The sequence below is a fragment of the Rudaea sp. genome (assembly GCF_057139185.1).
Genome location: NZ_DBNHDN010000038.1, coordinates 1 through 18,911, shown reverse-complemented (window position 1 = coordinate 18,911; position 18,911 = coordinate 1). Strand labels below are relative to the sequence as shown.

Here is an 18,911-nt window from a genome sequence, read left to right as displayed (position 1 = left end):
TGCGGCCCCCGCGCATCCACCGGAGAAATCCTTGAGCGATCTGGTTCTGTGGCTCGATCAACTGCGTCTGTCCGACCTCGGCAAGGTAGGCGGCAAGAATGCCTCGCTCGGCGAAATGATCGGCAACCTTGCCAAGCTCGGTGTATCGGTGCCGGGCGGGTTCGCGACGACGGCCGATGCGTTCAAGCAGTTCATCGCGCAGAGCGGCCTCGCCAAGCGCATCCAGGATCGCCTCGCCACGCTCGACGTCGATGATGTCGAAGCGCTGGCCCGTGCCGGCGGCGAGATCCGCCAATGGGTGATCGACACGCCGCTGATCCCCGAATTCGACGCGGCCGTGCGCGCCGCTTACGCCAGATTGTGCAAGAACGCGGGCGCTGAGAACGTCGCCGTCGCCGTGCGTTCGTCGGCCACCGCCGAAGACCTGCCCGACGCTTCGTTCGCTGGCCAGCAGGAAACCTTCCTCAACGTCTCCGGCGCCGACGATGTCGTGCACAAGATCAAGGAAGTGTTCGCCTCGCTCTACAACGATCGCGCCATCGCCTACCGCGTGCATCACGGCTACGCACACGAGGACGTGTTCCTTTCCGCCGGCGTGCAATTGATGGTGCGCTCCGATATTGGTGCCTCGGGCGTGCTGTTCACGCTCGACACCGAATCGGGTTTCCGCGACGCGGTGTTCGTCACCGCGAGCTACGGCCTCGGCGAAATGGTCGTGCAGGGCGCGGTCAATCCGGACGAGTTCTACGTCTACAAGCCCACGCTGTGCCAGGGCAAACCCGCGATCCTGCGCCGACAGATCGGTGCCAAGCAGCAGCGCATGGTGTATTCGTCCAAGCCCGGCGAGCGCGTGCGCATCGAGGAAGTGCCGCACAACGACCGCGTTGCATTCTCGATCAGCGACGAGGATGTGCATGAACTTGCACGCCAGTCCTTGATCATCGAGCAGCACTACGGTCGCCCGATGGACGTCGAATGGGCGAAGGACGGCAACACCGGCAAGGTATACATTGTGCAGGCGCGTCCGGAGACGGTGAAGTCGCGCGCGCGCGCCACCCAGATCGAGCGCTATCAACTCCACGAGCGCGGCCCCGTGCTCGCCGAAGGCCGCGCGATCGGCCAGAAGATCGGTGCGGGCAAGGCGCGCGTGATCCGCTCCCTCAAAGACATGGCTCGCGTCGAGGCCGGCGACGTGCTCGTCGCCGACATGACCGATCCCGACTGGGAGCCGGTGATGAAGCGCGCCGCGGCTATCGTGACCAATCGCGGTGGCCGCACCTGCCACGCCGCGATCATCGCGCGCGAACTCGGCGTGCCGGCCGTCGTCGGCACGGGCGACGGGCTCGACAAGATTCCCGATGGCGCCGAAGTCACGGTGTCCTGCGCCGAAGGCGACACCGGCACGATCTACCAGGGCCTGCTCAAGTTCGAGAAAGTCACGGCCGATCTTGCGCAGATGCCGCCTGCCCCGCTCAAGATCATGATGAACGTGGCCAACCCCGAGCGCGCGTTCGATTTCGCCATGCTGCCGAATGCCGGAGTCGGCCTCGCGCGCCTGGAAATGATCATCGCCAGCCATATCGGCATCCATCCGAAGGTGCTGCTCGAATATGCCGTGCAGGACGCGGAAACCAAGCGCAAGATCGACGAGCGCACCGCCGGCTACGGCGACCCGGTGCAGTTCTACGTCGATCGTCTCGCCGAAGGCATCGCGACGATCACCGCCGCGTTCGCACCGAATCCGGTCATCGTGCGTCTGTCCGACTTCAAATCGAATGAATACGCCAATCTGATCGGCGGCAAGCGTTACGAACCGCACGAGGAAAACCCGATGATCGGCTTCCGCGGCGCGAGCCGTTACGTCGATCCGAGCTTCAAGCCGTCGTTCGCGCTCGAATGCCGCGCGATGAAAAAAGTGCGCGAGGAGATGGGACTCGCCAATGCCTGGGTGATGATCCCGTTCGTGCGCACGCTCGAAGAAGGCCGCAAGGTGATCGAAGTACTGCGCGAAAACGGCCTCGAACAGGGCAAGGACGGTCTCAAGGTCATCATGATGTGCGAAGTGCCGTCGAATGCACTGCTCGCCGACGAGTTCCTCGACATCTTCGACGGCTTCTCGATCGGCTCGAACGACCTGACTCAGCTCACGCTCGGCCTCGACCGCGACTCCTCGATCGTCGCCAACCTGTTCGACGAGCGCAACCCGGCGGTGAAGAAAATGCTGTCGATGGCGATCTCGACCGCGAAGAAGAAAGGCAAATACGTCGGCATCTGCGGCCAGGGCCCGAGCGATCATCCGGACCTGGCGCAATGGCTGCTCGAACAAGGCATCGAGTCGATCTCGCTCAACCCGGACACGGTCGTAGATACCTGGTTGCATCTGGCGAAGAGCCGCTTCGCCTGAGCAACCCGGGAAAGGGCTTTGCGCCGAAAGAAATTTGCAGTTACAATTTACGGCTCGCTGAAACGGTTTGACTGAATCAGCGAACCGGCCGGATTCCCGGAATTCGGCCGGAACCGCGGAATCCCTGGCCTTTCCGCGGGCGGATCAAGTGGGGCTATAGCTCAGCTGGGAGAGCGCCACAATGGCATTGTGGAGGTCATCGGTTCGATCCCGATTAGCTCCACCACTTGATCCTCGCACGGGTTTCCCAAACCCAAGGTTTTCTCGGCGTCCCCATCGTCTAGAGGCCCAGGACATCGCCCTTTCACGGCGGTAACGGGGGTTCGAATCCCCCTGGGGACGCCATATATACTTCCTTCCGATTCCGAGGAAGGCCGAAAAACCCCGGTAAATCCGGGGTTTTTTCGTTTCAGGCGTTGGGAGCATCACGTGAAGACTCCGACTGTCGTGGCTCTGCTGTTCGTGTTGTCCTCGCTGGCTCGTGCTGGCGATGCCGGTCAACCCATTCCGCCTGCCGTGGTAAGGGACCCGGAACCCGACTTGGCACACCCGCCCAGCTCGGCTGAAGTGCTGATACCCAGTCATGGCATGGGTATGAACGCGTTCTTTTATCTGGCGGGTGGTTCAGGCCCGCATCCCACGATGGTGCTGTTCCATGGATTCCCTGGCAATGAGCAAAATCTCGATTTGGCTCAGGCTATTCGCCGCGGAGGATGGAATGTGCTGACGCTGCATTACCGGGGTGCTTGGGGCAGCCCGGGGGTGTTCTCTATCGCGCATGTGCTGGAGGACGCGGACGCGGCGATGGAGTTTGTGCGGCGGACCGATGTTGCAAAAAAGTTTGGTATCGATGCGCGGCGAATCGTGATTGGCGGTCACAGCATGGGCGGGTTTGCGAGCGCTGCACACGCCCGCCACGATCGCCGTCTCCAAGGGGTCGTGCTGATCGATGCCTGGAATGCCGGCTCGACCGGCGAGCAGATGCATATAGTTCCAAACAACGAATTGCCGGCGACGGCAGAGAAGCGATTCAACGACATCGGCAATTCGCTAAACGGGGCCACCGCAGTCAGCGTGGTCGCGGAGACGATAGCCCATCGCACCGAATGGAACTACCTGTCCTGGGCTGCGGAACTTACCCACGAGCCGCTGCTGATTATCGGCGCGTCGCGCGGGCGGGGTGAGGATAACCGGAAGCTTGCGGAAGCAGTGACCAGCGCCGGTGGCAAGGTCACCGCCGTCACGCTTGAAAGTGATCATAGTTTTCAGGATCGCCGAATCGCGCTTGCGGCTTTGATTGTCGATTGGTTGCAGAAGCTTCCCGATCGCTGAGATCTCAACCTTCCCCTCGGCCGATTCCGAGGGCTTCCGAAGGACGCAGTCCACGCGCCTTCATCCGGGCATGAGACCGCTTGAGCGTGCGAAGCATCAATAGGCTTTCCCACGCGCCGACACCGGCCAGAGCACCTCGACCTTGCCGTCGCGCACGCCGACGTACCAGTCGTGCAAATTGCAGGTCGGATCGCAATGCCCGGGTACGAGCTTCAGTTTTTCGTTGCTGCGCAGAACACCGCGCGTATCTTCGATCACGCCGTGTTCGTCCGATGCGCTGACGTATTTCACATCGTCGCGGCCATGGATGACGGGAAGGCCGCTGTCGAGCGACTGCACCTTGAGTCCCGCATCGCAGACCGCCTGGCCGGATTTGGCATGGCTCATCACCGAGGTCAGGATAAACAGTGCGTTTTCCCATTCGCCGCGATCGATGCGGTTTCCATGCTGGTCATTGATGCGCCCGTAGTCCGCGTCCATGAACGCGTAACTGCCGCATTGCAGTTCGTTGTAGATGCCGGAATTCGATTCGAAATAGTAGGAACCCGTGCCTCCACCCGAGACGATTTCAGGTTTCAGGCCGGCTGTGCGCAACGCCTCGACGGCGGCTTTGGTCATGGCGACGGCTTCGTCGAGTTTGATCTTGCGTTCGGCGTAATTTTCCAGGTGCTGCATACCGCCCTGATAAGCCTGGATGCCGGCGAATTTGAGGCCGGGCGCCGCATCGATGGCTTGGGCGATCGCCACGGCCCCACCAGCCGTGCCGATACCGCAGCGGCCATGGCCGCAGTCGATCTCGACGAGACATTCCAGCGTCGTGGCATGTTTCTGCGCGGCATGCGAAAGCTCGGCCACGTTCTCCAGATCATCGATGCAGACTCCGATGCGCGCCCCGTACCTCGGCAGGCGCGCGAGGCGGTCGATCTTCATCGCATCACGCACTTCGTTCGAGACGAGGATGTCCTTGATGCCGCCGCGCGCGAAGACCTCGGCCTCGGAAACCTTCTGGCAGCAGACGCCGACCACCCCGCCCAATCGCTCCTGCAGTTTCTGCACGTCCACCGACTTGTGCATCTTGCCGTGGCTGCGGTGGCGCATGCCGTGCGCCTTGGCGTAGCCGCCCATCTTGCGGATGTTGCGCTCCAGCGCATCGAGGTCGAGGATCAGGCAAGGCGTCTGGATGTCCGCCGCGTCCATGCCCGGCAGCGCGGGAATGTCGTAGCCGACTTCGAGGCCGGCGAAATCCGGCGTCGCGTTCATCGATCCAGGAACAACTGGCCGATCGTCAATGCCAGCGGGTACGGCTGGAATTCGTTGCGATTGGTCAGGATGACGACGGTGACATGCTGTTTCGGCCAACGGATGATGACGTTGTTGAAGCCGATGCTTTCACCGGAGTGCCACACGGTATCGCCGCTGAGGCGCCAGCCGAATCCGTAATCCACGTCGGGGTCGGCGATCGGTTCGGTGGGCGTGAACGCGAGCTTGCGCGAGTCCGCATCCAGCAGCTTGTCGGTATACAAGGCCGCATCCCATTTGGCCAGATCGTCGACCGACGAGTAGATGCCGCCGTCGCCGCGCGTGGCGCTGGTGACGCTCTGGTCGGTGCGCGTCCACTTGCCGTCGGTTTCGGTGTAGCCGTAGGCGCGGTTCGCCACTTCGGGACCGCGGCCGTGTTCGTACATCAACGTGTGCTCCATGCCCAGCGGATGGAAGACGCGCTTGTTCATGAAATCGGCCAGGTCCATGCCCGAAATGCGCTGCACGATCAGGCCGAGCAGCACGAAACCGCCGTTGCTGTAACGATGCGCGCTGCCGGGCTCGAAATACAGGCGGTTCTGCGCGGCGATCATGCGCAGCACGTCGTTGTCGTCGAGCTGCGCGGTACGATTGGCCGGAATCAAATCCTCATAGTCGATCAATCCGCCGGTGTGGGTCAGCAGGTTGCGGATCGTGATCTTGCCGTCGCTCGCAGGCAATTCGGGCAGCCACTTGCGTATCGGATCGTCGAGCTGCAGCTTGCCGTCCTGTTTCAACAGCAGGATGCAGGCCGCGGTGAACTGCTTGGAGACCGAAGCGAGGCGGTAGTTGGTTTCGGGGCCGGCCTTGACGTGTTGTTCGAGATTCGCATAGCCGAAGCCGCGACGCACGACAGCCTTGCCGTCCTTGACGACGATCAGCGAAGCGCCGGCCACGTTGCCGGTGTAGCGGCGCATCAACGTGTCGATGCGCGCGTCGTTCGCCGGCGCCGCGGATTGTGCGTGCGCGCAGACGGCCAGTGCCAACGGCGCGATCGCGGAGAGGAAGAAACGTTTGCGCAGCATGTCTGTCGGCTCCCTATTCGCAGCCGCGTTCGCGGGTGAAGGCCAGGTCCTCGAAATCCGTACTGAAGTCGGCGTCGGGATCGACCTTGGCCAGATGCAGCGTATCACCGGATTTTCCCGGCAAGCGCAGCCACGCCTCGACATCCACCGCGTCGCTGTCCCAGTGCACGAGATATCTGTCGCCGACACGCATGACCTGCCCGGCCATGCGTGGCGATTTCGCCGCGGCAAAACGCACCGCATTGCCCTGCGCACAAATGCGCACTTCGCCGAACCACGGATCGCGCCACACACCCAGTTGCGCTTTCAGGTCCGCGACCGCAGCGGGTTTGCGCGACGACGTATCGGGGATGCGCGAGCTGCGCCGCTGCTTGTCTGCCTGATCGAGCTCGTCGGCATAACTGGCCACGCTGCGTGCTTTGTCCGGTGCGGTGAAATGCTTGGTCAGCGTCTCGATCAGCACGCTGCGCGCGTTGTCGGCATCGGCGTTGATCAGAACGACGAAACCGCTCCTGCGCAACGGCAGCAGCATCATTGCGGAATACATGCCCGACAACGTGCCGGTGTGCGACACTGTCATCTGTCCGTCGACATCGGCGATGCGCCAACCGTAGCCATAACCGTAGAACAGTGTGCCGTCCCAGGCGCGACGGCGCGCGGAAATCGGCATCGGCGTGTAGCTCGTCCATTCCTTTTGGCGCTGCTCGGGCGACAGCCAGCGGAGCTGCGGTGGCGTCGGCACCAGCCAGTTCTTCGCCCAGGTCAGCATGTCGTTCAAACTGCAACGCACGCCGCCGGCCGAGTCCATCGTCTGCGCGTGCACGACCGGATCGGTGCTCGCGTCGAGCACGTATTTGCCGTCGCGCCAGACATTCGGATCGGCGACATTGCCGACATCGACGCGATTCCAGGTGCCGATCTGGCAACGCGTCATGCCCATCGGCGCGAAAACCTCGCGACGCATCAACTCCGGATATGGTGCGCCGCCGGCCGCGGCCGCGAGCTGGCCGGCGACGATGTACAGGGTGTTGTCGTAGGCGTAACCCGCGCGGAAGCTGTAGGCCGGTTTGAGGTATTGCAGACCCGTAACGACGTCGTCGGGAGTGAACTGGTTCGGCGTCGGCCACAACATCAGGTCGCCCGCGCCTTCGGGCAAGCCGCTGCGATGCACGAGCAGATCGCCGACCTGCATGTTCGCCGTGACCCACGCATCGTGCATGCGGAACGACGGCAGGTATTTCGTGACCGGATCGTCCCAGCGCAGCGCGCCCTGCTGCACGAGCCGCGCGAGCAGCGTGGAGGTCATCGCCTTGCTGTTGGAGGCAATCTGGAACAGCGTGTCCGCATCCATCGGCTTGCCCGAGGCGAGATTGCCGAGCGTACGCGTGTAGACGACCTTGCCGTCGTCGATGACGCCGACGGCAATACCCGGCAGGTGGTAACGCGCGGCCACGGCGTCGACGATGTCGTCGATGCCCGATTTCGGGTTCGTGCTCGCTGCGGGCGTGAAGGCTGTGCAAAGCGCCAATGCGGATGCGAGGCAGATCGAGGCGATGAAACGATTCACGTAACCTCCCACTCCCGTGCCGGCTGCTCGCCGGCGAGCATGTCCTCGACAGTCTGGCGGCGCCGTACGATCGCATACCGGCCGTGGTCGAGCAGCACTTCGGCCACCAGCGGCCGCGAATTGTAGGTCGATGCCATCGACGCGCCATAGGCGCCGGTGGTCCGGATCATCAGCAGATCACCGGCTTCGCAGCGCGGCAGTTCGCGCTCGACAGCAAATGTGTCGCCGGTTTCGCATACCGGCCCGACCACATCGTAGACCTGCGATGGACGTCGTTCGCGCGTCACCGGCACGATCTCGTGCCAGGCATCGTACAGGCTGGGTCGCAGCAGCTCGGTCATTGCCGCGTCCACCACGAGGAAGCGGCGCTGGCGGCCCTGTTTGACGCGGATCACGCGCGTCAGCAATGCGCCGGCCTCGGCCACCAGCCAGCGCCCGGGTTCGAACAGGATGCGGCCGCCGAAGCCGGCCAGCGCACCACGAACGACGGCGACGTAGTCCTCGATGACCATCGGCTGATCGCGGCCGGCGCGATAGCACACGCCCAGACCGCCGCCGACATCGATGCTGTTGATTGCGCGGCCGGCCGCGGCGAGTTCGCGCCAGAAGTCGGCGACACGCTGCAGCGCCACGCGGATCGGTGCGAGATCGAGCATCTGCGAACCGATATGCACGTGCAGACCATCGAGTCGCACATGCGTGAATTGCGCGCTATCGGCGAACCAGCGGCGCGCCTCGTCGATGCCGACGCCAAACTTGTTCTCCGATTTGCCGGTGGAAATCTTGGCGTGAGTGAGGGCATCGACATCGGGATTGACGCGTACCGCGGCATGCGCAATCACACCCTGCTCTGCCGCGAGCCGCTGCAGCAGATGCAGTTCGTCCTCGGACTCCACGTTGAAGCGCGCGATGCCGGCGGTCAATGCTTCGACGATCTCCTCGGCGCTCTTGCCGACGCCGGAAAAAACGATGCGCTGCGCCGGAATGCCGGCGCGCAGGCTGCGCCGCATCTCGCCGGCCGAAACAATGTCCGCGCCGAACCCGGCCTGTGCCATCAGTTGCAGGATCGCGATATTGCTGTTGGCCTTGGCCGCGTAGCACACCAGCGCGTCGAGCCCGCGCAGGGCCGCCTGCAACGCGCCGATACGCTGCCGGATCGATGCCGCGGAATACACATGGCACGGCGTTCCGACTCGCTGCGCCAGAGTTGGCAGATCGACGCCGTCCCAAGATACGTCGGCGCTGCACGGGGATTCGGTAATGGTCGCCAAGTTGGTCATGGAGTTGTTCGGAAAAGCCCTGTTGAGGACCCGGGCCGCGATGCCGCGGCTCGCGTACATCCGCCCCAGAAACCCGCCGGCGGCGGCATCAGCCTGCCTCCGCGCAGGCCGGCGCCGTCGGGGTAGTCGTCCACCAGCCAAAACGGTCCGTCCAGATCGACGAACTCCGCATCGCGCGCGATTTCCAGCGCCGGAGCGATGCCCAGCGACGAGCACACCATGCAGCCGACCATGATGATGAAACCTTCGGCCTTCGCCGCACGCAGCAGGCGCCAGGCTTCGGTCAGGCCACCAGTCTTGTCGAGCTTGATGTTGATGGCCTGATAGCGGCCGACCAGCGCGGGCAAGTCTGCCACTGTGTGGCAAGCCTCGTCGGCGCAGATCGGAACGCGGCTTGAAAATTCGCGCAGTGCGCCGTCCGCATCGGCCGGCAACGGCTGTTCGAGCAGGTCGACTTTCAGGCGCACGAGGGCATCCTGCGTCTCGCGCAGGATATCGATCGTCCAGCTTTCATTCGGATCGACGATCAGCCGCGCGGCGGGCGCAGCGCGGCGCACGGCTTCGATGCGTGCGAGCGGATCGTCGGCATCGACCTTGATCTTGATCAGTCCGGCATCGGCGATGTTCGATGCCGCCTGCCCCATCGCCTGCGGCGTATCGAGGCTGACCGTCAACGCGGTTACCAGCGGCTGGTGCGGCGGCCGCGCCAGTTGACTCCAAACGGGCACGCGCGTGAGCCTCGCTTCGAGATCCCACAGCGCCGCGTCAAGTGCATTGCGCGCGGCGCCGGGTGCGAGCCGTGCCTGCAATTCGTCGCGACCCACGCCGGCGCAAAGGTCGTCGCGCAGCGATTCGATTTCCGCAATCACCGCAGCGACCGATTCGCCATAGCGTGCATAGGGAACCGATTCGCCGCGGCCGACGCAGCCGGCCTGCGCGAGTTCGACCGTGACCACCTCGGCCGCATGCTTCACGCCGCGCGCGATGCGGAACGGCGAGTGCAGCGGAAAGCTGCGCGGCCGGACGCTCAGCTCGCGCAGCATGAAAGCAACTGGTCGACGATCGCTTCGACGCCCATGCTGACCGGGTCCTGGCACGGCAGGCCGAGCCGGTCGCCGATTTCGCGACACATCGCGGCTGCTTCCGCGGCCGGTAGATTGGACGTGTTGAGCGCGATGCCGACCGCCTTGACCGCGGGATTGGTTAGACGCGCGGCAGCGAGGTTGGCTTCCAGGCAAAGCTTGAGTTCGGGAATCGGATAATGCGGCAGCCCGCGCATGTGCCTGCGCGTGGGCTCGTGGCAGAGCACGAGCGCATCGGCCTGCGCACCGTGCAGCAAACCCAGGGACACGCCCGCGTACGAGGGATGGAACAGCGAGCCCTGGCCTTCGATGAGGTCCCAGCCGCCGTCGGTGCGCGGCGGCGAGATCGATTCGACCGAGCCCGAGATGAAATCGGCGATCACTGCATCGACCGGCACACCGTCACCGGCGATGAAGATGCCGGTCTGCCCGGTCGCGCGGAAATCCGCGGCAAGGCCGCGCTTGCGCAGGCTGCGCTCGAGTGCGAGCGTGGTGTACATCTTGCCGACCGAGCAATCGGTACCGACCGTCAGCACACGCCGGCCCGCGCGCTTCCTGCCGTTGCCGACGGGGATGCGGCCCTTGGGCTCACGCGCATCGAACAGCTCGCGGCCATTGCGTTCCGCAGCGGCAACAATGTCTGCGTTGTCGCGCAGTTTCTGATGCAGGCCGGCGATAACGTTGAGGCCGGCATCGAGCGCGGCGATGATGTCGGCGACGGTCTCCTTCGCCATCACCCCGCCGGCATTGGCCGTGCCGATCACCATCGTGTTCGCACCCGCCGCCCTGGCCTGCGCCGGCGTCATGTCGGGCAGGTCGAGCGTCTGGTTGCAGTTGGCGCGCCGGTTCTGCCCGATGCACCAACCGGGCCGCCAGTACGCCAATCCACGCGCGGTCTTGATCGCCAGATCGTCGGCCGGACCGCCCAGATACAGCAGGTACGGTGGCCCCCAACGGGTTTGGCTGGCTGCGTCGCCGTGGCTGGTCATGGAATCAGGCTCCATCTGAATCTGTTCTGCATCGGAAGGCTGTCGGAGCATAACCATCGGCGCATGCCGGCCACCAATGAAAAGACCGGTACATGGCATAACTCACGGTTGTGGCCATTTTCGCGCAAGCCGGCGATCGAGCCCCCGCGTTTGCCTTGCACCAACCGTTTGTGCTGCACTCGAGCATGGTACCGTCGAAGAAAATTTCGGGGAATCGACATGCACTTGCGCTACATTGAACTTTTCCACGCCGTGTTGACCACCGGCAGCATCACCGCCGCGGCGAAGATGTTGAACATCTCGCAGCCGGCCGCGAGCAAGGCGTTGCAACATGCCGAGGACCGACTCGGCTTCGCCCTGTTCAGCCGCGTGCACGGTCGCCTGCAGGCAACCCCGCAGGCGTTGCTGCTGCGCGACCGGATCGAGAAGATCATCCAGGACGTGCACGACCTGGAACGGCTGACGAAAAACATGAGTCAGCCGGGGAATTGTCCTTTGCGGGTCACCTGCACGCCGACGCTGGCGCTGACCCTGCTCGCCGGTGCGACGACGCTGCTGCGCAAGGCCGTTCCCGACGTGATCGCCGAACTGTCCACCCAGCATTCGGCGGCGATGTGCGAATCGCTGATGCTGCGCGACACCGACATCGGCCTGACCCTGCAGGACACCGGCCACCAGAACCTGCGCCAGCGCGTGCTCTGCCGCGGGCAGGTCATGGTGATCGCGCCGCCGGGCTGGTGGCCGGAGAAAGAGCTGATGTCGCCTCTGCCGATCGAGGCGCTGGCCAACCAGCCGATGGTCGGCATCACCGTACGCGACGCGTTGGGGCGCGCGCTGCAAATCCACCTTGCTCAACTGCAACCGGCACCGAGGATCGCGGTTTCGGTACAGACCTACCAACTGGCGCATTCCCTTGTCGCAAAAGGTGAAGGTCTGGCGTTGGTCGACCCGTTCACCGCACGCTGCGGCAGCCCGCACAGCGTGCAGGTGCGTCCACTGAAACCCCATCTCGATGTCGTCCTGTATGCGATGCATCGACCGGACAATCCGCTCGATCCGGTACAAAAGCGATTTCTCGACCTGGTGCGACAACTCGCCCAGCGCGTGCTTGCCCAGTATTGATACGGAGTTCCACGAATCGTCCAGCGGGGTGCCGAACCGGCGTGACTTTCGATTTTACACGACGCGGGCAGGGCACGCGGTCGAGTCAACACTCTTGCGCGGGCGTAGGATTTTCGGATTAGCGTTGCCCCAGATCGTGTACTGGTCGGCCAATATCACGCCGGTGAGTTCTTCGATTTCCGCTTGGGTAATCTGTGCGCAGCCCTGCCGTCCGAACAGCACGACTTCATCGCCCGCCGTGACGCCCGGGATGTCAGTTACATCCACCATCGTAGTGTTCATGGTGACGTTGCCGACGACGGGTGCGCGCTGCCCGTGGATCAAAACGGCCCCTTTGTTCGAGTAAGCGCGTCGGTAGCCATCGGAGTAGCCGACCGGTAGATTGGCCAGCAGCGAATCCCGTTTCAGGGTGAAGGTTCGGTCGTAGCTCACCGTATTGCCCGCAGGATAGGCATTTACCGAGGCCACCCGCGTCTTGAAGGACGCCACATGGGCAAACGGCGGCTTTTGCGTACCGCCGTAGCCGTACAACGCACCACCCGTCCGCGTCATGTCGAGATGTGCTTCCGGAACGTGAAGCGTTGCGAACGAGTTCGCAGTATGCAAAATGACATTTTCCCGCCGCAATCCGCTGTTGGCGAACAGCCAAGTCGTCTGCTCGGTAAAGGCGGCGAGGACTTTCAGGACATCCGCGCGTTCCTCCGTTGGAAAATGGGTCATGAGGCCGACGATGCGCAGGCTCGGGATTCCCGCGATTTCGCGCGCATCTCGCCGCCCCTTTTCCGTGGCCATGTCCAGGCCGTTTCGGCTCATCCCCCCCGCGTTCAAAGCGAGATGCACATGCATAGCGCTGCCGTGCTTGCGAGCCAGTTCGCCCATGACTCGCGCCACTTGCAGATTGCCCACCAATTCCTCGACCTTGTACGGAAATGCGGCTTCGATCTCATCGACAGTGGCGGCGCGCACGCGCAGCATACGTCCCTTAAAACCGCAGGCCCGCACCATACGTGCTTCTTCAGTGCTGGCGATGCCGACATGCGATATGCGCGCTTTGGTGATGCTGGGTATCAGCTTGTCGATGCCGATCCCGTAGGCGTCTGCTTTCATGATGGCACACAGGCGGGTGCCTTTGGTCAACGCTGACTGAACGAGTCGCAGGTTGCTCTCAAAAATGCCGGTATCGACTTCGATCCACGAATTCGGCATTTGCCCGAACCACGTCTTCCGCCGGACGAGCGGAGGCGCAGACTTCGCGTCGATGGACACGGCCAGCGCCGTGCCCATAATGGCGGCAATAAACTGGCGCCGACTGTTGGATCCGGGTTGACTGTTGGACATGACTACTCTCTGGAAAACGTGGCCGCCAACCAGCGGGTGGTAGCTGGTTCTGCAACTCCGATCGATTCTAGCCATCAATCGAACTTGTACTCGCCTAGCAGATTGAACGATCGGCCACGCGGGTCGGCGACGCGTGGCTCCCAAGCGGCGCCAGCCGCGAAATCGACCTGATGCGCAGTGAATGGTGGATCGGTATTCAGAATGTTGCGCACAACGAAGGTCAACTTCGCGTTCTTCAATCCCGTCCACGTCACGCTGTAGTTGTAGGTAACGTAGTCGTCCACATCCGGGTTCCAATTCTTTGGAATGTAGGTACCGTTGTCGACACTGACCGGCAGCTCGTCCTTATAGCCGGCGCGATAGATCTGGGTCAGAGTGTGCGCCCAGTCGCCCTTGCCCCAGGTGAAATTCAGGGTGTGCTTCCACTTCAGGGGCAGATTGTAGAAGCGGACGTATTGGCCCACTTTATTGGGACCGTACGGCTCGTTGGCCAGCGGCTTCTCCTTGAAAGTGTCTATGTAGCTGCCGTTGAGATTGATATGCCAGCGGCCGCCAGCCAAATCGCCCATCAGATTGGCGTCAATCTCGATGCCGCTCATCAGTGTGCCGCCAGAGTTGATGTAACGGCGATCAATCGCGATCACTTTGCCGCTGGAATCGCGGATCCAGTTGGCAGAAAACAGGTTGTAGTCGGTGATCAGGGTTTGCTGATCGGGCACGCGAATGGTGTTGGTGCGCTCGATCTGCCACCAGTCAAGGGTAAAGTTGAAGCTGCCGCTGGGCGCATAGATCATGCCCAAGCTCTTCTGCTTTGCCTTCTCCGGCTGCAGATCGGCCTTACCCCCGGTAATGATGGTCGGCTGGATCATCGCGCAGCCCGACACCGATGAGTTGGCGATGCCGCTGGGACATGTGGCCGGGTCGGCCAGATCAAGGCCGAAATAGTCCACCTTGTTCACGCCGGCAAACAACATGCTGAACTCCGGCACCTTGAAGTTGGTGCTGTAGGCGCCGCGAAATGCCAGGTCCTCGATCGGTTGCCACTTGAATGAGTACTTTGGATTGGTGGTGCCACCGAAAGTGTCGTAATCATCGTAGCGTGCAGCGATGTTTGCTTCCAAAGTCTTCAAGATGGGAAGATTGATCTCAGCGTAAACCGCCTTCACGTCACGATGGACCTTGGGCAGATCGAATGTATCGTCGAATGGCGCCTGATAGATGGTGTTGTAGTTGAGCGGTAGCCCATTCAGCACCTGGGTTCCGCCGAACTTGAACTCCTCGCGACGCACCTCTCCGCCGGTCGCCATTTGCACTTCGCCGCCCTTCAGGTCGAAGCCGAGACCACCGCTGAAACTGGCGTCCAACGAAGTAACCGTGGATTCGCCACCATACAAATGTACGCCGGTGGCCGATGCATCCTTCAGGGCGGTGATGGCAGTTGGGTTCTGCTGCTGACCCGGCATCAGGAACGGATTGAGCAGCCCACCACCAAGAATTTGTTTGAGCCCACTCGAAAAATAATAGCCTCCGGCAAGCGTCGAATCTGCCTCACTGGATGCTCGAGACAGACCTATGTCGTAGTCCCACGCGGCGATATTGCCCTTCAATCCCGCCAGTACGCGATAGGATTTGGTGGTCGTCTCGATTTGTTTCGGACCGCAGACCATGCAGCGCCAGCGATAAGGAATCTTGTTGCCATAGACCAGATTGTCGGTGCCGAAATAGCCCGCCAGCGCATTGAATATTTTGTCGTAGGTTGCCTGCGTATCCGCATTCAGCGGATACCAGGTGCTCGGGTCGAGCACGGCGGTCGCCGATGCGCTGGAGCTAAGCTGAAGCGGTTCGTATTCACGTCGCGACACCACACGCGAGCCCATCGCTTCGGCATAGAACTGAGAATTTTCGCCAAACTTGAAAGTTGCGCGGCCCAACGCTTGCATGCTCTCCAGCGGCTGCTGCAGAGCCTGTGCGGCTGGGTAGTCCCAGGCGCAGGCGTACTTCGAACTACTGCCGTCCCACAATCGGTAGTCGTACGGACCCATGTTTGGTCCGCCATTTGCACAACCACCGCCACCAGGCAGATTGAGAATATTGATGTAACGTTGACCTCCGCCTCCCGCGGGATCGGGCAGAGGAGCACTGATGATGCCGCCAGCAGCGTTAGTTACAGTAGCAAAAGGCGTGCCGCGCGTGTCCGGCGATACGCCGCGGTCCGGCTGGAAGCTGTTGGCGAAGTCGCGCTGGTAGCTGCGCAGGAACTCGCTACGCCGGTAGTTGACCGTGCCCCACGCATTCCAACGGTCGGTATCGAGGTTACCGATGCCACCAAGGACGCTGAAGTTATAGATGTTGCCGCCGCCCTCTTGGGTCACGTCGGCATCGGCGTTGACCGTGACGCCCCGATAGTCGGAGCGAGTGATGAAATTGATTACGCCCCCGACGGCGTCGGTGCCGTATACCGCCGACGCGCCGTCGCGCAGTATTTCGACGCGATCAATCGCGGCAAATGGGATGGAATTCAGATCCACCGCTTGACCACGCAGACCCTGCGTGGCGACGCGGCGGCCATTGAGCAACACAAGCGTGGCGTCAGAACCCTGACCGCGAAGGTTGGCGCCGGACACGCCCGATGTGCCGCGCAGCTCGCCGAGGTCCATGTCGACCGCAGCCGACGTGAGTCCATCGGAACCGTTGCCGGCGATATTGAGGAACTGCATCAGCTGTTCGGCCGAGGTGATACCCTGCGCCTCGATTTCGGCCTTCTTCACAATGGTGATCGGCAAAGCCGCCTCCACATCAGCGCGCTTGATGCGCGACCCCGTGACGCTGACTTCGCCCAAGGTCGTAAGCGGGGATTGCCCGGTTTCTTGGGCGATGGCCGGACACGCCAACGCAGCCAGAACGGCGGCACAGAGAAAGTTTCGTCGGAAATTCGCTTGGATTTGCATATCGACCCCTCGAGTGCAATGGATTATGGATGGATGAACCGAGGTCACACTTCAGTCTCCGGAACTGTGCATGCGCGGTTCAGCGGGATTCGGCCGCCCCGTCGGCCAGGAATAATTTGCCGATCTCTATGGCGGTGCTGTAAGGCGTCGGGTCATTGCGGTTGCTCAGCAAGATCACCGACAGATGCTGCTTGGGCCAACGCACGAACGTATTGCGAAAGCCGATGCTCTCGCCGGAATGCCACTGCCGATCATCGGTGACGCGCCAGCCGAAGCCATAGTAGGTTGCCTCCGGCTCGCTGGAGACCTGCACCTGCTTGCCGAAAGCCAGCATCCGCGTCTTTTCGCTGAACAGCCGGTCGCCGCACAGCGCGGCGTCCCAGCGGGCGAGATCATCGATGTTGGAGTAAATGCCACCGTCGCCAAGCACCGCGCTGTATTCGTTCTGATCGGTGCGTTCCCAGCCTGCACCCTTTTTGCTGTAGCCCCACGCACGATGTGGCACATCCGGACCGCCGGCCACCCAAGCTAACGTGTCGTGCATGCCTAGTCGTGCGAAGATGTGACTGTGCAGGAATTCGGCATAGCTCAATCCGGAAGCGCGTTCGATCACCAAAGCCAGCATTGCATAACCGGAATTACTGTAGCGGTAGGTGCTGCCGGGTGGGAAATACAACCGGTCCTGCCCGGCCAGAAGCGCGAGCACTCCGGCGTCACTGATCTGACCCTTGTAGGGCTTGGCCATCAAGTCTTCGTAGTCAAGCAGGCCCGAGGTATGGTCGAGTAGATGGTGCAGCGTGATGCTGTCCGCCGACTTCGGTAACTCGGGCAGCCACCTGCGTACCGGATCCTCTATGGAAAGTATCGCATCCTGTGCCAGCAGCAAGATCGCGGCGGCTGTGAATTGCTTGGTCACCGATGCGAGCCGATAGTTGGTTGCCGGACCGGCATCGGTTTCGCGCTCAAGATCGGATCGTCCGTAGCCGCTTTTTATCAGGACTTTGCCACTGCGCACGACCAGCAAAGATGCACCGGGAACATTCCCTTCATAGACGCGCATTAGGCGATCGACTTCATACCGCCGCATCGATTCGCCATGGGCCGCCACCGGAATGTCATACGATGCTTTGAGTGACGACCCGGAGCGCAGAGAGAAATGCCACCATTCCATCGGGTAGTTGACGAAGCCCTGTGCGGCCATCGCAGCGCGTAGCAAGTGACGGTTGGCGCGCTGTTCAGCGCTGACCTCCGACGAATCGGTATTTGCGCGCGTCCCAAAAAAATCGAAACCAGTACCCATATCCAGCGGTTCGCAACCGGCGGCAAGCTCGTCACATTTCAGCAAGGTGAGATCGACGGCACTGCCGCGGCTATGGACGGACACTGGCGCGACGTATTCGCCGAGCAACTGCGACTTGTCCAGGTTCGGATAATGCGCAGCCTTGGTGTGCTGGTCGCCGGAATCATTGGCCCAGCGCACGAACTGGGCAACGGCGCGTGCGGGTCGATAGCAGTCAAACAGACGCAGGCGCATGTGATGCTTGCGCAATACCGTTTCTACGCGAGCTAGCGCCACCGCGACATCGCGCTTCAACCAGCAGTACGGCGCATCATATCCATCGATCGCTACACCGACGAAATTGTCGCTGCTTGCATAAGCAATTGACTGCGATACGTCCGGCACCCGGCTGCGGATGTTTATCATGCCTGCCTGTTTCATCGTCGTCGCTGACGAAACCTTCGGCACGTCGCCAGCTCGCGCCAGAGCCGATACCATACACAACATGACAGCCAGTGCGGGCCGCACGATGGTGCCGATTTTCCACCACGCCCGTCGGTGCGCGACGATCGACACGTAAACAGAATCCGACAGGGCGTGTTGCAGGACTCGCATGTTTTCCCCAAATCGCCAGCAATGATGTTGACGGGTTGCCATCAACGATTCCGAAGTGGGTGGCTTGCCTCCCGCGCACTTTTCGCGTCATGCGCGAGTCGGCAACTGCCCACCGTCCCTTGGCCCCGAACCGAATTGCCACTGCACAAGTGATTTTTTGTAACATGCAGTCTACGATAGCGTCAAAGAGCCGACGCAACCCCCTTTTGCACGGACAAGTTGCTTGGTTGAAACAAAAGAACTGCTCGTGCACACGCACTGCCTCACTCTTCGCGTCTGTAAAAAATCTCTTTTTTATCTCACCACTTAGCTCCATCGCTGACTGAGATCATGATGCCCGCGCAAAGCATGCGGCGTCGGAGAATTCACTCGCCTGGCGACACGAGATCCATAACCTTAGGTTGGAGCAGATGAATGCAATTTCATGGAAAACCACACATGCGCAATAGCGTTTTCCCGCCCCCCAGCAACGACTACCCAAACTTCGCAACATGAAGTCGAACTTGAACCGCCCCGGGAACGTCGGAGGCTGGTTGGTGTGAGTCAAGCCGCCATCGGCATCACACGTTGTTGCTGTTGCTGATGATATATCGCTTCTGCTTCCGCCGGCGGTCGGTGTCCGATCGAGGAG

The 18,911-nt window shown here is 61.9% G+C and carries 12 protein-coding genes and 2 tRNA genes; 5 read left to right on the top strand and 9 right to left on the bottom strand.

What is annotated here, in order from left to right; genetic code table 11:
• Nucleotides 1-31 precede the first annotated feature (31 nt).
• The 4 genes from ppsA to AC16HO_RS12690 all read left to right on the top strand — a co-directional run bounded on the left by ppsA (nucleotide 32) and on the right by AC16HO_RS12690 (nucleotide 3,736).
• Nucleotides 32-2,404 carry a phosphoenolpyruvate synthase gene (gene ppsA, locus AC16HO_RS12705; RefSeq protein WP_395643673.1) on the top strand — a complete coding sequence of 791 codons (2,373 nt, stop codon included), beginning with the start codon at nucleotides 32-34 and terminating at the stop codon, nucleotides 2,402-2,404.
• A 150-nt stretch (nucleotides 2,405-2,554) separates the two neighbouring features.
• A tRNA-Ala gene (locus tag AC16HO_RS12700) sits at nucleotides 2,555-2,630 on the top strand.
• Nucleotides 2,631-2,673: 43 nt separating this feature from the next.
• Nucleotides 2,674-2,749 (top strand) — tRNA-Glu (locus tag AC16HO_RS12695).
• 102 nt (nucleotides 2,750-2,851) lie between these two features.
• Nucleotides 2,852-3,736 carry an alpha/beta hydrolase family protein gene (locus AC16HO_RS12690; protein WP_395643672.1) on the top strand — a complete coding sequence of 295 codons (885 nt, stop codon included), beginning with the start codon at nucleotides 2,852-2,854 and terminating at the stop codon, nucleotides 3,734-3,736.
• Between the two features lie 96 nt (nucleotides 3,737-3,832).
• Here the strand turns inward: AC16HO_RS12690 and bhcC are convergent, their stop codons facing one another.
• The 6 genes from bhcC to dgcN are packed head-to-tail and all read right to left on the bottom strand — an operon-like array spanning nucleotide 3,833 to nucleotide 10,978.
• Nucleotides 3,833-4,996: a 3-hydroxy-D-aspartate aldolase BhcC gene (bhcC, locus tag AC16HO_RS12685; protein ID WP_395643671.1), complete on the bottom strand. Its 1,164-nt coding sequence runs from the start codon at nucleotides 4,994-4,996 to the stop codon at nucleotides 3,833-3,835.
• Nucleotides 4,993-6,060, bottom strand: a complete 1,068-nt coding sequence (locus AC16HO_RS12680; protein WP_395643670.1) for a serine hydrolase domain-containing protein — start codon at nucleotides 6,058-6,060, stop codon at nucleotides 4,993-4,995. Before AC16HO_RS12680 ends, bhcC begins: the two co-directional genes overlap by 4 nt.
• A gap of 13 nt (nucleotides 6,061-6,073) precedes the next feature.
• Complete coding sequence (locus AC16HO_RS12675; protein WP_395643669.1) at nucleotides 6,074-7,627, bottom strand: serine hydrolase domain-containing protein; 1,554 nt, start codon at nucleotides 7,625-7,627, stop codon at nucleotides 6,074-6,076.
• Nucleotides 7,624-8,907: a diaminopimelate decarboxylase gene (lysA, locus tag AC16HO_RS12670; protein WP_395643668.1), complete on the bottom strand. Its 1,284-nt coding sequence runs from the start codon at nucleotides 8,905-8,907 to the stop codon at nucleotides 7,624-7,626. Before lysA ends, AC16HO_RS12675 begins: the two co-directional genes overlap by 4 nt.
• Nucleotides 8,904-9,950, bottom strand: a complete 1,047-nt coding sequence (gene dgcA / locus AC16HO_RS12665; protein ID WP_395643667.1) for an N-acetyl-D-Glu racemase DgcA — start codon at nucleotides 9,948-9,950, stop codon at nucleotides 8,904-8,906. Before dgcA ends, lysA begins: the two co-directional genes overlap by 4 nt.
• Complete coding sequence (gene dgcN / locus AC16HO_RS12660) at nucleotides 9,935-10,978, bottom strand: N-acetyltransferase DgcN (RefSeq protein WP_395643666.1); 1,044 nt, start codon at nucleotides 10,976-10,978, stop codon at nucleotides 9,935-9,937. The genes dgcA and dgcN overlap by 16 nt, the downstream gene beginning before the upstream one ends.
• A 219-nt stretch (nucleotides 10,979-11,197) precedes the next feature.
• Between dgcN and AC16HO_RS12655 the strand changes: the two genes are divergently transcribed.
• On the top strand, nucleotides 11,198-12,100 hold the full coding sequence (locus tag AC16HO_RS12655; RefSeq protein WP_395643665.1) for a LysR family transcriptional regulator: 903 nt from the start codon (nucleotides 11,198-11,200) through the stop codon (nucleotides 12,098-12,100).
• Nucleotides 12,101-12,154: 54 nt separating this feature from the next.
• Here AC16HO_RS12655 and alr read toward each other — a convergent pair whose 3' ends face one another.
• The 3 genes from alr to AC16HO_RS12640 all read right to left on the bottom strand — a co-directional run bounded on the left by alr (nucleotide 12,155) and on the right by AC16HO_RS12640 (nucleotide 18,322).
• A complete protein-coding gene (alr, locus tag AC16HO_RS12650) occupies nucleotides 12,155-13,438 on the bottom strand; it encodes an alanine racemase (RefSeq protein WP_395643664.1) in 1,284 nt (427 codons plus the stop codon).
• Nucleotides 13,439-13,512: 74 nt separating this feature from the next.
• Complete coding sequence (locus AC16HO_RS12645; RefSeq protein WP_395643663.1) at nucleotides 13,513-16,386, bottom strand: TonB-dependent receptor plug domain-containing protein; 2,874 nt, start codon at nucleotides 16,384-16,386, stop codon at nucleotides 13,513-13,515.
• A 79-nt stretch (nucleotides 16,387-16,465) separates the two neighbouring features.
• Nucleotides 16,466-18,322, bottom strand: a complete 1,857-nt coding sequence (locus AC16HO_RS12640; protein ID WP_395643662.1) for a serine hydrolase — start codon at nucleotides 18,320-18,322, stop codon at nucleotides 16,466-16,468.
• Nucleotides 18,323-18,911 lie beyond the last annotated feature (589 nt).

Bases quoted from the DNA above. Each gene is read 5' to 3' on its own strand.
- AC16HO_RS12640 (WP_395643662.1), bottom strand. From the start codon at position 18,322: ATGGCAACCCGTCAACATCATTGCTGGCGATTTGGGGAAAACATGCGA.
- AC16HO_RS12655 (WP_395643665.1), top strand. From the start codon at position 11,198: ATGCACTTGCGCTACATTGAACTTTTCCACGCCGTGTTGACCACCGGC.
- alr (WP_395643664.1), bottom strand. From the start codon at position 13,438: ATGTCCAACAGTCAACCCGGATCCAACAGTCGGCGCCAGTTTATTGCC.
- AC16HO_RS12645 (WP_395643663.1), bottom strand. From the start codon at position 16,386: ATGCAAATCCAAGCGAATTTCCGACGAAACTTTCTCTGTGCCGCCGTT.
- dgcN (WP_395643666.1), bottom strand. From the start codon at position 10,978: ATGACCAGCCACGGCGACGCAGCCAGCCAAACCCGTTGGGGGCCACCG.
- lysA (WP_395643668.1), bottom strand. From the start codon at position 8,907: ATGACCAACTTGGCGACCATTACCGAATCCCCGTGCAGCGCCGACGTA.
- bhcC (WP_395643671.1), bottom strand. From the start codon at position 4,996: ATGAACGCGACGCCGGATTTCGCCGGCCTCGAAGTCGGCTACGACATT.
- AC16HO_RS12680 (WP_395643670.1), bottom strand. From the start codon at position 6,060: ATGCTGCGCAAACGTTTCTTCCTCTCCGCGATCGCGCCGTTGGCACTG.
- dgcA (WP_395643667.1), bottom strand. From the start codon at position 9,950: ATGCTGCGCGAGCTGAGCGTCCGGCCGCGCAGCTTTCCGCTGCACTCG.